13 protein-coding genes are annotated in these 15,106 nt (G+C 46.3%); all 13 read left to right on the plus strand.

The features are described from left to right. The first annotated feature begins 2 nt into the window (after nt 1–2). Nucleotides 3–416 (plus strand): flagellar basal body rod protein FlgC, encoded by a 414-nt coding sequence (gene flgC / locus IQP38_RS13030; protein ID WP_005393132.1) that lies wholly within the window; start codon nt 3–5, stop codon nt 414–416. A gap of 17 nt (nt 417–433) precedes the next feature. After that, on the plus strand, nt 434–1,144 hold the full coding sequence (gene flgD, locus IQP38_RS13035) for a flagellar hook assembly protein FlgD (RefSeq protein WP_005382029.1): 711 nt from the start codon (nt 434–436) through the stop codon (nt 1,142–1,144). A gap of 30 nt (nt 1,145–1,174) precedes the next feature. Beyond that, nucleotides 1,175–2,488: a flagellar hook protein FlgE gene (gene flgE, locus IQP38_RS13040; protein ID WP_005382030.1), complete on the plus strand. Its 1,314-nt coding sequence runs from the start codon at nt 1,175–1,177 to the stop codon at nt 2,486–2,488. A 330-nt stretch (nt 2,489–2,818) separates the two neighbouring features. After that, complete coding sequence (gene flgF / locus IQP38_RS13045; protein ID WP_005382031.1) at nt 2,819–3,568, plus strand: flagellar basal-body rod protein FlgF; 750 nt, start codon at nt 2,819–2,821, stop codon at nt 3,566–3,568. A gap of 18 nt (nt 3,569–3,586) precedes the next feature. Then, nucleotides 3,587–4,375 carry a flagellar basal-body rod protein FlgG gene (flgG, locus tag IQP38_RS13050; RefSeq protein ID WP_005382032.1) on the plus strand — a complete coding sequence of 263 codons (789 nt, stop codon included), beginning with the start codon at nt 3,587–3,589 and terminating at the stop codon, nt 4,373–4,375. A 30-nt stretch (nt 4,376–4,405) separates the two neighbouring features. Beyond that, on the plus strand, nt 4,406–5,185 hold the full coding sequence (gene flgH, locus IQP38_RS13055; protein WP_005382033.1) for a flagellar basal body L-ring protein FlgH: 780 nt from the start codon (nt 4,406–4,408) through the stop codon (nt 5,183–5,185). A 43-nt stretch (nt 5,186–5,228) separates the two neighbouring features. Next, a complete protein-coding gene (locus IQP38_RS13060; RefSeq protein ID WP_054579496.1) occupies nt 5,229–6,320 on the plus strand; it encodes a flagellar basal body P-ring protein FlgI in 1,092 nt (363 codons plus the stop codon). A 16-nt stretch (nt 6,321–6,336) separates the two neighbouring features. Beyond that, nucleotides 6,337–7,263, plus strand: coding sequence for a flagellar assembly peptidoglycan hydrolase FlgJ (gene flgJ / locus IQP38_RS13065; RefSeq protein ID WP_054579495.1), 927 nt, complete (start codon nt 6,337–6,339; stop codon nt 7,261–7,263). Between the two features lie 160 nt (nt 7,264–7,423). After that, complete coding sequence (flgK, locus tag IQP38_RS13070) at nt 7,424–9,364, plus strand: flagellar hook-associated protein FlgK (protein ID WP_054579494.1); 1,941 nt, start codon at nt 7,424–7,426, stop codon at nt 9,362–9,364. 13 nt (nt 9,365–9,377) lie between these two features. Next, on the plus strand, nt 9,378–10,571 hold the full coding sequence (gene flgL / locus IQP38_RS13075) for a flagellar hook-associated protein FlgL (protein WP_047102907.1): 1,194 nt from the start codon (nt 9,378–9,380) through the stop codon (nt 10,569–10,571). Between the two features lie 427 nt (nt 10,572–10,998). Beyond that, entirely contained in the window at nt 10,999–12,153 is a 1,155-nt protein-coding gene (locus IQP38_RS13080; RefSeq protein WP_005382038.1) for a flagellin, read from the plus strand. Between the two features lie 506 nt (nt 12,154–12,659). Further along, nucleotides 12,660–13,793, plus strand: coding sequence for a flagellin (locus IQP38_RS13085; RefSeq protein ID WP_005380447.1), 1,134 nt, complete (start codon nt 12,660–12,662; stop codon nt 13,791–13,793). A gap of 116 nt (nt 13,794–13,909) precedes the next feature. Further along, nucleotides 13,910–15,034, plus strand: coding sequence for a flagellin (locus tag IQP38_RS13090; RefSeq protein ID WP_017634830.1), 1,125 nt, complete (start codon nt 13,910–13,912; stop codon nt 15,032–15,034). Nucleotides 15,035–15,106: the final 72 nt, after the last annotated feature.

Genomic DNA, 15,106 nt, shown 5'->3' on the forward strand with positions numbered 1-15,106 from the left:
AGATGAGCTTATTTAACGTTTTCAATGTGACAGGTTCCGCAATGAGCGCTGAATCCGTTCGTCTGAATACTACCTCAAGCAACTTGGCGAACGCCGACAGTGTCAGCAGCTCTGCGAAAGACACTTACAAAGCGCGTCATGCCGTGTTTGGTGCAGAGTTAAGTAACGCCATGCGTGGCGGTGATACGGTGCCAGTGAAAGTGATGGGTATTGTAGAAAGTGATAAACCGCTGAGTGCGGAGTACAACCCAGACCATCCCCTTGCAAACGAAGAAGGCTACATTTACAAGCCTAACGTCAATGTAATGGAAGAAATGGCAAACATGATTTCAGCTTCTCGTGCATACCAAACTAATGTACAGGTCGCTGATTCTAGTAAACAAATGCTGCTGCGTACGCTGCAGATGGGTCAATAAGGATAAGGGGGTAGCGTATGGCCGGAATTAACAACGTTGGTCAAAGCGGCTTGTCCTATATCGACCAGCTTAAAAGTCTACAAGAGAGTAACAAGAAAGCGGAAGAGAGCACGGGTAAGCAGGACCTAAAACAGGAAGACTTCTTATCATTGCTCACGAAGCAACTGTCTCAGCAAGACCCTTTTAAGCCGGTAAGTAATGACCAGATGATTGCGCAAATGGCTTCATTTGCGACCGTTGATGGCATTGGCAAGATGAACACTCAGTTTGAGAGTTTGAATTCGTCAATGACATCAAATCAAGCGTTACAAGCTTCCTCTTTGGTAGGGCGTGACGTATTGGTCCCAGGAGCAGCAGGTGTGAAGCAGGACGACGCACCAATGGCGGCAATGGTTAAGCTTTCACAATCTATCGATAATCTGTTTGTTCGTGTAGAGGATGAAGCTGGCCAACTGGTTCGTACCTTTGAGGTAGGGGCGAAACCAGCCGGCGACACGCGTGTGCTTTGGGACGGTAAAGATGAAAGCGGAAATCCACTGCCAGCTGGCAAATACAAAGTGAAAGCGTCTGGCTTAGTTGAAGGGGAGTCGCAAGAGTTCCCAGTATCGACGTATGCCAACGTAAACAGCGTATTGCTTGGCAAAGGTGACGGAAACGTATTACTCAATCTGGCTGGTTTTGAATCGCCAGTTCGACTTGCAGAAGTATTGGAAGTCGGCAAAGCGTAGTCATAGCTCGCTAGATTAGGAGATTTTGGAATGTCATATGTATCTTTAAGCGGTTTGTCCGCCGCCCAACTGGATTTGAACACCACCAGTAACAACATTGCGAACGCCAACACTTACGGCTTTAAAGAGTCCCGTGCTGAGTTTGCTGATGTCTACTCTAACTCTTTATTTACTAACGCAAAAACCACACCGGGTGGTGGTGCGCAAGCAAGCCAAGTGGCACAGCAGTTCCATGAAGGCTCTAGCATTTACACCAACAACCCAATGGATTTGCGTGTTTCGGGGACAGGTTTTTTCGCTGTAGCGAAAGAGCGTCTAACTCCACAACAGAATGAACTGACACGTAATGGTGCATTTCACTTAAATAAAGAAAACTACATGGTGACCGCGAACGACGAGTTCTTATTAGGTTACCAAGTGGACCCAAGCTCTGGTGAGGTTTCTTCATACGAGCCACAACCCATCAATATTCCTGCTGAATTTGGTAAGCCAAAACAAACAGCAAACATTGAAGTGGGTGTGAACTTGCCAGCGAACGGCGATTTGAAAGATCCAACGCAGTTTGATTTTTCAGACCCAGATACATACAACCGTTCAACCTCTTCGACAATTTATGACTCGATGGGTCAGTCTTACAAGCTAACGACGTATTACTTGAAAGATCAGACTCAGCCAAATACATGGAACACTTACTACACCGTGACAGATAAAGAAGGTGAAAAGCCTTTAAATGTTGCGGCTGGTGATGCGCAAACGCCAACAGGTCATGTGGGGCATACCATGAAGTTCAACAACGATGGTACGTTGGCGAGCTTGAACAATGGTCAGCCAATCACTTCTGTGGCTCTGGGCGATCCGGCGACGAACACGACACCAGTCGATATGAATGGTGCCGATCCTGCGCAGACGCTTAACTTCGGCTTAGGCTCAGCAACACAGTTTGCGGCTCCGTTCGAACTGACTAAGTTTGACGAAGACGGTGCAACGACGGGCTTCCTAACCAAAGTTGACTTCGATGAAAACGGCAGCGTATTGGGAACTTACTCAAACGGTGAAAACGTTACATTGGGTCGTGTTGCTCTCGTACGTGTTCCAAACGAGCAAGGTCTGGATAAGAAAGGCGGCACTCAATGGGATTCAACGCAGTTCTCTGGTGACAAGATCTGGGGTGAATCAAATAAAGGCTCTTTCGGCACCATCAATAACGGTATGCTGGAACAGTCAAACATTGATATGACGCAGGAGTTGGTGGACCTGATCTCTGCTCAGCGTAACTTCCAAGCAAACTCACGTTCGCTCGAAGTACACAACCAACTACAACAGAATATCTTACAGATCCGCTAGAGCACTAGCTGGGTCATTCGATACTCTGCTTGAGTAAGCAATGGCGTGTGATTGCTTCTTAGTAATTACCGCTTTGTTCACTTTCATCATGACATTCATCTGATGCTTAGCCTGAATACACCTCACTCAGGCTAAGCATGCTTTGATCTACGATTTGCCGCTGTTGCCGCCGTATGGATCAAAACCTTGCCTCTCGTTACAGTTTTCTGCCCCTATTGACCTCTTTTAATTGTTGATTGTTAATTCAAAGTATTGATTGATAAGCCTATTTTTGTTTTGGCATAACTATTGCTTTTACTCCGTGTACAGAGAGATTTTTTGGAGTAATTTATGGATCGCGCACTGTTTCTCGCAATGAGTGGCGCCAAGCAAAATATGCAGGCACTACAATTGCGCGCTAATAACTTGGCTAACGTAAGCACGACCGGATTTCGGGCTGATTTAGCACAGGCTCGCTCAATGCAGGCTTATGGTGAAGGCCATCCTTCACGTGTGTTCAGCATGACAGAGCGTCCAGGGCATAACTTTGCTCAAGGTAGCGTGATTACAACAGGGCGTGATCTGGATGTGACGATTGAAGGCAGCGGTTGGATATCGGTACTCGATCACACAGGGAAAGAAGGGTTGACCCGTAACGGCAACCTAAAAGTCGATCAAAATGGCATGCTTACCAACGCAAGTGGTCATTTGGTGCTGGGTGAAAACGACGCGCCGATTACTTTGCCTATTCCTCTCTCCAAAATTGAAATCGGTCGGGATGGCACCATCTCTGTACTTCCTCAAGGTGCCCCGGCAGAAGAATTCCAAGCGGTTGATCGCATTAAGCTTGTTAAGCCTAATGATCAAAGCTTGTTTAAAGACACCAATGGCTTATTTCGCCATAAAACTCCAAACCAACCTTACGAAGCAGACGCGACTGTTAGCCTCCAGACGGGAGCGATAGAAGGCAGTAACGTGAATGCCGTAGGTGAAATGACCGCATTGATTGACTTACAACGTCAGTTTGAAATGCAAGTCAAGATGATGAGCACAGCTGAAGAAATGGATAAATCTTCAGATTCACTGCTTCGTATGAGTTAACAGAGTTAGAGGTTCACTATGCATCCAGCACTATGGGTAAGTAAAACAGGTCTAGACGCCCAACAAACCAACATTGCCACGATTTCGAACAACTTGGCGAACGCCTCTACTGTCGGCTACAAAAAGAGCCGTGCAGTATTCGAAGATCTGTTCTATCAGAACATCAACCAGCCTGGCGGCCAGTCATCTCAGAACACGGAACTGCCAAGTGGCTTGATGCTAGGTGCGGGTTCTAAAGTGGTTGCGACGCAAAAAGTGCACACGCACGGCAATGCACAGACAACGACCAACGCACTGGACATGATGGTGGAAGGCGACGGCTTTTTTCAAGTGACATTGCCGGACGGCAACATCGGTTATACCCGTAACGGTCAGTTCACGCTAAATGGTGAAGGCACGTTAGTCACGTCGGGTTCTGGCTACCCTGTAGAGCCTGAAATTGTGATTCCAGAAGATGCGATTTCTATTACTGTCGGTACGGATGGTGAAGTGTCGGTTCGTGTCCGAGGGCAGCAAGACAACCAAGTCGTTGGTCAGTTAACCATTACAGATTTTGTTAACCCGGGTGGCCTAGAGCCAATTGGTCAGAACCTTTACTTACCAACGGGTGCCAGTGGCGATCCACAAGAGGGTGTTCCAGGTTTGGACGGTTTGGGTGAAATTCGTCAATCCATGCTGGAAGCGTCCAACGTGAATGTAACGGAAGAGTTGGTCAACATGATCGAAGCCCAGCGCGTTTACGAAATGAACTCAAAAGTGATCTCGTCAGTCGATAAAATGATGAGCTTCGTTAACCAGCAATTGTAACGATTAAGAGCAAGATTTGAGGAGCTCACGATGAAACGTATTTGCCTACTCGCTTTGATTGCTACGATGTCGGGATGTGCCATGTTGGAACCGATTGAAACGGATGAAGTGACACAAGCAACCACTGTGGTCGACGCAGTAGAAGGCGATAAATCGAAAGAAGAGAGCAGCGGTATTGTAGATACTTTACGTGGTAGAAGTGATCCGGTTGCTGGCGACCCTGCTTGGGCTCCAATTCATCCGAAAAACAAGCCTGAGCATTACGCTGCTGCAACAGGTTCGTTGTTTAGCGCCGAGCACATTACCGACCTATACGACGATTCTAAACCACGTGGTATTGGCGACATTATTACCGTAACACTGGATGAGACAACCAGTGCGACGAAAAGCGCAAATGCCGATTTATCGAAAACCAATGAAGCGCAAATGGACCCGCTTCAAGTGGGCGGAGAAGAGCTGCAAATTGGCGGAAAATATAATTTCTCTTATGACTTAAACAACTCCAACTCATTTGCAGGTGACTCTTCTGCAAAGCAGAGCAACAGCATCAGTGGTTACATCACTGTTGAGGTGATCGAAGTACTGGCAAACGGCAACCTCGTGATCCGCGGTGAGAAGTGGATGACGCTAAATACGGGTGATGAGTACATACGTTTAAGTGGCACTATTCGTCCGGATGATATTAATTTCGACAACACCATTGCATCAAATCGCGTTTCTAACGCAAGAATTCAGTACTCTGGCACTGGTTTGCAACAAGATATGCAAGAGCCAGGCTTCTTGGCACGATTCTTTAATGTAGCGCTATAACACGCCGTGCTGACGGCAATTTGACTGCAAGAGATAAGTAAGCATGAAAAAACTCCTTTTAGTACTGATGAGCGTTGCTCTGTTTTCTACCGTAGCCCAAGCCGCACGTATCAAAGACGTCGCGCAAGTGGCAGGTGTACGAAGCAACCAACTCGTGGGTTATGGTTTGGTTTCAGGCTTACCTGGTACGGGTGAAGCGAACCCGTTTACAGAGCAAAGTTTCGCCGCCATGCTGCAAAACTTCGGCATTCAGATGCCGCCGGGCACAAAGCCAAAAATTAAAAACGTTGCCGCAGTCATGGTTACGGCCGAATTGCCGCCTTTCTCTAAACCGGGTCAGCAAGTGGACGTGACTGTCTCTTCCATCGGAAGTGCTAAAAGTTTGCGTGGTGGCACCTTGCTGCAAACGTTCCTCAAAGGTCTCGACGGTCAAGTTTACGCGGTTGCTCAAGGTAACTTAGTAGTGAGCGGCTTCAGTGCTGAAGGCGCTGACGGTTCTAAAATCGTAGGTAACAATCCAACCGTTGGTCTTATCTCTAGTGGTGCGACAGTAGAGCGAGAAATTCCAAACCCATTTGGTCGTGGTGATTACATCACGTTCAACTTGCTTGAGTCAGACTTCACAACGGCTCAACGTATGGCGGATGCTGTAAACAACTTCCTTGGCCCACAAATGGCGAGCGCTGTTGACGCGACATCAGTGCGCGTGCGTGCTCCTCGTGACGTCAGCCAGCGTGTTGCGTTCTTATCGGCAATCGAAAACCTAGAGTTCGACCCAGCAGATGGTGCAGCCAAAATCATCGTTAACTCACGAACGGGCACCATCGTAATTGGTAAGCATGTGCGTCTTAAACCTGCAGCAGTAACGCATGGCGGCATGACGGTTGCGATCAAAGAAAACCTGAATGTTAGCCAACCTAACGGCTTTTCTGGTGGGCAAACCGTTGTCGTACCAGACTCGGATATCGAAGTCAGCGAAGAGCAGGGCAAGATGTTTAAGTTTGAGCCAGGCTTAACGTTGGATGACTTGGTCCGTGCAGTGAATCAAGTCGGCGCAGCGCCGTCGGATTTGATGGCTATCTTGCAAGCATTGAAACAAGCTGGTGCCATTGAAGGCCAGTTGATCATCATTTAATGGTTAGGAGGTAGGTATAATGAACAATCCTAACGACATTGGTTTTATTCATGACATCAGTTCGCTGGATACCTTGCGTCAAAAAGCAGTGAAGGAAGGTAAAGATGGCGAGCAAGAAGCACTGCGTGCAGCAGCTCGTCAGTTCGAATCTATTTTCACCTCCATGATGTTGAAATCCATGCGAGAAGCCAATGAGGGCTTTGAGTCCAACATGATGAACAGCCAAAACGAGAAGTTCTATCGACAAATGTTGGATGAACAGATGGCGAGTGAATTGAGTTCGTCTGGTTCAATGGGACTGGCCGATATGATTGTTAAGCAATTAACGGCTGGGCAAGGGAACGACAAAAAAGAAACGGCTATGCGTGATGCGGCAAACAATGCTGCGGAATATCGTCGTGTTGACCCGAAAAAAGCGCGCGAGATTGAACAGCGCTTGATTGAGTCTGGTCAGCTATCTCGACCAAGCAATGAACCCACTCGATTCGATTCACCAGAATCCTTTGTTAACTCGATGAAGCCATACGCGGAGAAAGCTGCGAAAGCCTTAGGTGTCGAGCCATCTCTGCTACTTGCGCAAGCCGCTTTGGAAACGGGGTGGGGACAAAAGGTCGTGAAGAACGCGCGTGGCAGCAGCAACAACTTATTTAATATCAAAGCAGATCGAAGCTGGCAGGGTGACAAAGTGACGACTCAAACTTTAGAGTTCCACGATAACACGCCAGTGAAAGAGACGGCAGCGTTTCGCTCCTACTCAAGTTACGAAGACAGCTTTAATGACTTTGTACGATTTTTGAATGACAACCCACGTTACGATACAGCATTGCAGCAACGCGGGAATTCAGAGTCGTTTATTCGCGGTATCCACAGTGCGGGTTACGCGACCGATCCGAATTACGCAGATAAAGTCCTGCAGGTGAAGGATAAAATCGAAAGTATGTAATGTCTCTGCGACAATTTATGACGTTCTCGAAGGCTTGCCATAGTGCAAGCCTTCACTTTATCTGAACATCTACGCCTTTCTATCACTTGGCACATCTTTTGCTTTTAATGTGTCTAGGTGATCGGTTTTGCCGATTTATATTTCGTTTTTGGGGGCATGTATGGCGTCAGATCTTCTGAATGTAGGTACTCAAAGTGTGCTTACTGCTCAGAGACAATTAAACACCACTGGTCATAACATTTCTAATGTTAATACAGAGGGTTATAGCCGTCAGTCTGTTATCCAAGGCACGAATGATCCGCGCATGTTTGGTGGTTCTACCTACGGCATGGGTGTGCATGTGGAAAATGTTCGCCGCTCGTGGGATCAGTTTGCCGTGAATGAACTGAACCTGTCGTCGACCAACAATGCCAACAAAACGGATACCCAAGACAATCTTGATATGCTCTCTAGCATGTTGAGCTCCGTGGCATCGAAGAAAATTCCTGAGAACCTGAATGAGTGGTTCGATGCGGTAAAAACCATGGCAGATACCCCGAACGATTTAGGGGCACGAAAAGTGGTATTGGAAAAGGCGAAAATCTTCTCTGATACATTAAATGACTTCCATGAAACCGTGCGACTGCAATCTGATGTCACCAATAAAAAATTGGATATGGGCATTGAGCGCGTTAACCAACTTGCGTTGGAAATTCGCGATATTCATCGACTGATGATGCGTACTCCCGGCCCACATAATGACCTGATGGATCAGCATGAAAAGCTGGTTACTGAGCTGTCAGAGTACACCAAAGTTACCGTAACCCCACGCAAAAATGCGGAAGGGTTTAATGTTCATATCGGCAATGGACACACTCTTGTTTCTGGCACGGAAGCAAGCCAGCTCAAAATGATCGATGGCTATCCGGATGTTCATCAAAGACGCTTAGCAATGGTGGAAGGGGATGGCATTAAAGCGATCAAGTCTGACGACATGGATGGCAAAATCGGCGCTTTGCTTGAAATGCGCGACAAACACATTCCACAACTGCAAGATGAAATGGGCCGTTTAGCGACGGGTTTCTCCTACAAAATTAATCAGCTGCAATCTCAAGGTCTGGATCTTAACGGTAAGATAGGTAAAGACGTATTTACCGACGTGAACTCTGAGCTGGTGGCAAAATCTCGAGTTTTTGCTGCGCCTGACTCTCAAGCTGATGTTGCGGTTTACATTGATGATATTTCAGCGATCAAAGGTGGTGAATATTCGCTACGTTATGATGGCGACCAGTATAGCGTGACAACACCGAAAGGTGAGCAAATGTCGTTGAACATTGATCAATCAGATTCTTCGTTTGTTCTGGATGGTATGAAAGTGCAAATCGGTGAAGGTCTTGCCGCTGGTGAGCGCGTATTATTGCGCCCAACACGAAGTGGCGCAGCCATCATCAAGATGGAAACCAATGATGTAAAAGCCATTGCCGCGCAAAGTTATGAAGCTTCAACCACTTTTGCTCAAGGTAACGCCAAGTTCAAAATTCGTGAGGCGGGGGATGTTAAAGAGTTTGAGGTCACCGTACAACCAGCCGACGAGAAACATGATAAGCCATGGTTAAAGATCACGGACAACAAAGGCAATTTGCTATCGGACAAATACTCATACCCGCTAGACAAAGATAACCCGATGATTGAAATCTCAGTGCCGAAAAGTCATCCGCTGTATAAAAATGGCGATGCGACTGTATTTGAGCTGAGCGAAGGTGCGCTGATGAATGACAAGTTCACCGCGAACTTGGTGCCTTCGGAAGGTGGTAATGGCAACTTGAGAAAAATGCAGAAGATCCAAACAGATAAGATGATGGACGGAAAATCCAGTACTTTGATCGATGTTTATCACAACCTCAATACCGAAGTCGGATTGAAATCTTCTACAGCAAACCGATTAGCCTCTGTCGCTCGCTTAGAGCATGAGGCGGCACAAGAGCGCGTTGCTTCTATCTCTGGCGTTAACCTCGATGAAGAAGCGGCCAACATGATGAAGTTTCAACAAGCGTACATGGCTTCATCACGTGTGATGCAAGCGGCGAATGATACCTTCAATACCATTTTACAACTGAGGTAAGGAGAAGAGATAAGTGCTAACCCGAATTTCTAGTTTCCATAACTATCAGTCCGTACAAAATGATCTGCGTCGTCAAGAGAATAAGGTTCACCACAACCAAGAGCAGCTTGCTTCAGGGAAAAAGTTACTGAAACCTAGTGACGACCCCCTCGCTGCGCATTACATCCAAAACATTAGTCAGCAACAAGAACAGCTACAACAATATCTTAGCTCGATAGTGTTGGTGCGTAATCGTCTAGAAAACCACGAAGTTAATATCGCCAATGCGGAGAATTTTGCCGACGAGTCGAAGCGCTTAACGATGGAGATGATTAACGGTGCCTTTTCTGCTGAAGACCGACAAGCAAAGAAGCGTGAGCTAGAAGAGATTGCGAACAACTTCCTTAACTTGGTGAACTCGCAAGATGAATCTGGTAACTACGTGTTTGCTGGCACTAAGCCAAAAAGCCAACCATTTTATCGCGATAAAGATGGTAGCGTGCAATACGCTGGGGACGATTATCAGCGCAAAATGAAAGTTTCTAGCATGCTTGAGATGCCAATGAACGATCCTGGCAGCAAGCTGTTTATGGAGATACCAAACCCATTTGGCGATTATCAGCCGAATTACGATCTACAAAACGGTTCTGAGTTGCTATTAAACAGAGCCACTAACGTTGATACGAAGGATGATGCGGCGTATCGCGTGACATTTGTCGATATGAATAACGGCAAATTTGGTTACCAATTAGAGCGTAACGGCAAAGTAGTGGATGCCGATGAGTTTTCTCCAGAGAAAGGGATTGAATACAAAGGCCTGAAAGTGCACGTAAAAGGCCAAATTACGCCTGGTGACAGCATTGAGATCGAAAAGCGGGCAGAGTTCAGCATTTTCGATACCTTCAAGGATGCAATGGCATGGTCAGACAAATCGGTTTCGGATACGTCGGCGACCGCCAAATTGCACCAAATGACAGAAGAATTCCACGCTGCTTTTATCCATTTGAATAAAGCGCGTACAGATGCCGGTGCTCGATTGAGTACGCTGGATATCCAAGAGCAAAATCATGAAGACTTTAATTTGTCTCTCGCAAAAGCGAAGAGCAACTTTGAGGACTTGGATTACTCTAAAGCCGTGATCGAGTTCAGTGAAAACTCGCGAGCGTTACAGGCATCGCAACAAGCATTCGGTAAGACCAAAGATCTAACGTTGTTTAACTACATCTAGTATGGCACTCATACACATTGTCTGATTTTGATGCCTTATGTGCAAAGCCTTAAGCGCGATAAGTCGGCGTAACCTGAGAGTCTGAGATGTCATGCGGCACGATTTTACCCAAAGCGGCAATGAGGCGGGAGGCAAGTCGGGCGGCAACAGGGCAGCGTTCAATACCCTTGGGCTAAGATGAGTCTGACAAACCTGAAATAGCTTAATGATAAAGCTAACTTATTGTTTATCTGATTCTTTTAAAAGTAGTTAAATAATTTACGCAAGTTGGCACACAAATTGTATTGAAAATATCAGAACAGATTTAGAGATTCTAAACCCTGCGTTTAAGGCAGATTTAGCAAGTAACTTTTACGGTCAGTGCTTATCCAAATGAGAGTAAAGCTGGCCGCTTCGCAAAATCTTGCGAACTCAACAGGAGAGCAAAATGGCTGTAACAGTTAGTACTAACGTCTCCGCGATGACCGCGCAGCGTTACCTAAACAAAGCGACTGATGAATTAAACACGTCGATGGAGCGCTTATCTTCAGGACATAAGATTAACAGTGCAAAAGATGATGCGGCAGGTCTACAGATCTCTAACCGCTTAACTGCACAGTCTCGTGGCCTAGATGTCGCAATGCGTAACGCGAACGATGGTATCTCGATTGCACAAACCGCTGAAGGTGCGATGAATGAGGCAACCTCTGTCATGCAACGAATGCGTGACCTTGCGATTCAATCATCGAACGGTACTAACTCTCCGGCTGAGCGTCAGGCGATCAACGAAGAGTCAATGGCATTGATTGACGAGCTAAACCGTATTGCAGAAACCACTTCATTTGGTGGTCGTCGTCTATTGAACGGCTCATTCGGTGAAGCGGCATTCCAGATTGGTGCGAGCTCAGGTGAAGCAATGATCATGGGACTCACCAGCATTCGTGCGGACGATACTCGCATGGGCGGTGTGACCTTCTTATCTGAGAACGGTAAAGATAAAAACTGGAGCGTTGACCCAGCTAAATCTGACTTGAAGATCACGCTACCAGGTATGGGTGAAGACGAAGACGGCAATGTTGATGATCTAGAAATCAACATTAATGCCAAAGCGGGCGACGACATCGAAGAGCTTGCCACTTACATTAATGGTCAGTCTGATATGATTAATGCGTCTGTAAGTGAAGATGGCAAGTTGCAAGTTTTTGTCGCGCATCCAAACGTTCAGGGTGAGATTTCTATTTCTGGTGGATTAGCATCTGAGCTTGGCCTGAGTGATGAACCTATCAGAACGTCAGTACAAGATATTGATATGACCACGGTACAAGGTTCTCAAAACGCGATTTCTGTGCTGGATTCGGCACTGAAATACGTAGACTCGCAACGTGCAGACTTAGGTGCGAAGCAAAACCGTTTGAGTCACAGCATCAACAACTTGGCGAATATCCAAGAAAACGTTGACGCATCGAACAGCCGAATTAAAGATACAGATTTTGCGAAAGAAACCACGCAAATGACCAAAGCACAAATTTTGCAACAAGCAGGAACATCGATTCTTGCTCAAGCGAAACAGTTGCCAAACTCTGCAATGTCACTATTGCAGTAGTTTACTTAGCCTGTGCTCAATACATTCAGACGTGGATGGGAATGCAGGCTTTTGGCAAGCAACTTTACAATAGAATGAGCGGCTCTCTCATCTCTCACCTGCCAATCATTTTCAATGTAAAGTTGCACTCGGTATGCCGGAAATGTGTTCATTTCTCTTGATCTCCACATAGGCTCTGGCGACCAACCTAGCCCCAGTTCTCTCAAAGGAAAAGGGGCTTTTTCTTTTCTAATTCTTACGTCTATCGTCTGCGAACTTATCTTCAATTGTTTCCTTTCGCTGGTTTTCTATACAATTTGGCACTCTCGGCTCGATTTGTGGAAACTTGAGCACTTTTTCTTACTTTTCTTCAATTTTATTAGCTAAATCTCGCAATGTTATTTTTTTAAACTTTTTTCTAAAGCTTCTGAATTTGGTGTCGTTAATAGAGGTAACTTTGAGAGAACTACTTGGTTTTCCGAGACGTCGGAAACCGCTACATCGGAAAATCAATTGGAGAAATCACCATGGCAGTGAATGTAAACACAAACGTATCAGCGATGACCGCTCAGCGTTACCTAAACAACGCAAACTCAGCACAACAAACTTCTATGGAACGTTTGTCTTCAGGTTTCAAAATCAACAGCGCGAAAGACGACGCTGCGGGTCTTCAAATCTCGAACCGCTTGAACGTACAAAGCCGTGGCCTGGATGTGGCTGTTCGTAACGCGAACGACGGTATCTCGATTGCACAAACTGCTGAAGGTGCAATGAACGAGACCACTAACATTCTTCAACGTATGCGTGATTTGTCTCTACAATCAGCAAACGGTTCAAACTCGAAAGCAGAACGTGTTGCGATTCAAGAAGAAGTGACCGCGCTAAATGACGAACTAAACCGTATCGCAGAAACCACTTCTTTCGGTGGTAACAAGCTACTAAACGGCACACACGGTGCGAAATCGTTCCAAATCGGTGCGGATAACGGTGAAGCAGTGATGCTTGAGCTAAAAGACATGCGCTCAGACAACAAAATGATGGGCGGTGTGAGCTACCAAGCTGAAAGTGGTAAAGGTAAAGACTGGAACGTTGCTGAAGGTAAGAACGACCTAAAAATCAACCTAACGGACAGCTACGGCCAAGAGCAAGAAATCAACATCAGCGCAAAAGCGGGTGACGATATCGAAGAGCTTGCGACTTACATTAACGGTCAAACTGACCTAGTGAAAGCATCAGTAGACCAAGATGGTAAACTGCAAATCTTCGCAGGCAACAACAAAGTTGAGGGCGAGGTCGAGTTTTCAGGCGGTCTATCTGGTGAACTAGGTCTGGGCGAAGGCAAAAAAGTAACGGTAGATACTATCGACGTAACCTCAGTTGGTGGCGCACAAGAATCTGTTGCTATCATCGATGCGGCACTGAAATACGTAGATAGCCACCGTGCAGAGCTGGGTGCTTTCCAGAACCGTTTCAACCACGCAATCAGCAACTTGGACAACATTAACGAGAACGTGAATGCGTCGAAGAGCCGTATCAAAGATACAGATTTCGCGAAAGAAACGACGGCAATGACCAAATCACAAATTCTATCGCAAGCGTCAAGCTCAATTCTAGCGCAAGCGAAACAAGCGCCAAACTCAGCGCTAAGTCTGCTAGGTTAATCAATTTAACAAAGCAAGAAACCAAAGCCAGGCTCATCCCTGGCTTTTTGCTTATTGGCTATAACGATTCAGATGTGTCCTGACAGTATGTTCGATAAGGCATTCATATCGATTAGATGCTCTCTTTAAATTCCAATGTTTCTGCGATGGTGGCGCAGAGACACCTGAGTCAAGCAGCTGCGCAAAATGTTGATTCACAACGCAACCTAACTTCGGGATTTCGAATCAACTCGGCGAGCGATGATGCGGCAGGTTTACAGATATCGAATACTCTCCATGTACAAGCGAGAGGGCTTGATGTCGCCTTAAGAAATGCACACGACGCTTTTTCTGTTTCTCAAACAGCGGAGGGAGCATTGCACGAAAGCAGTGACATATTGCAACGCTTACGCTCTCTGGGGCTTCAAGCAGCAAACGGCAGTTATGACTCAAGTGATCGGCAAAGTATTCAATATGAGGTCGTAGCGCTGCAAGATGAGCTTGATCGTGTCGCGATCACGACAACATTTGCGGATAAAAACCTGTTTGATGGATCTTACGGTTCACAAAGTTTCCATATTGGCGCGAACGCTAATTCAATCTCTTTGACGTTACGTAACATGCGTAGCCATATCCCAGAGATGGGAGGGCAGCATTATGTTGGTGATGCGGTCGATAAAGATTGGCGAGTCACTAAAGATAACCAAACCCTAAAAGTCGAATACCAAGACAGTAAAGGGCAAACCCAAACGGAATCCATTGGACTCAAATTGGGTGACCGTATAGAACAGGTCGCCACTTACATCAATGCTCAACAATCGATAGTGAATGCTTCAGTAACGGAAAACAACGAACTGCAATTCTTCGCTTCTACGATGAAGGCGCCAGAGGGTGTGGTTCTCGATGGGAGTTTAGCGGATGAGCTTGATGTGAGCGCTGGTCAATTAGTCACAATGGATGACATCGATATGTCGACGGCAGGTAAGGCGCAGCTTTCAGTTGGGGTGATTGATGCAGCAATTAAGTACGTTGATTCGCACCGAAGTGAAATTGGCAGCTTTCAGAACCGTGTAAATGGTTCGGTGGATAACTTAAATACTGTGAATCGGAGTGTTACAGAATCCAAGAGTCGAATAAGAGATACAGACTTCGCAAGAGAATCTACGGAAATGGTGCGTTCTCAAGTGCTCCAAGATGCGACAACTGCGTTATTGGCTCAGGCAAAGCAAAGGCCGAGTTCGGCACTTGGATTACTTAGCTGAGCGGGTTTCAGCGATGCCCATCGCTCAGAAAAAAGTCAGATAATAAAAAACGCTGCCATTGGCAGCGTTTTT

The sequence above is a fragment of the Vibrio sp. OPT41 genome (assembly GCF_015163595.1).
Lineage (GTDB): Bacteria > Pseudomonadota > Gammaproteobacteria > Enterobacterales > Vibrionaceae > Vibrio > Vibrio alginolyticus.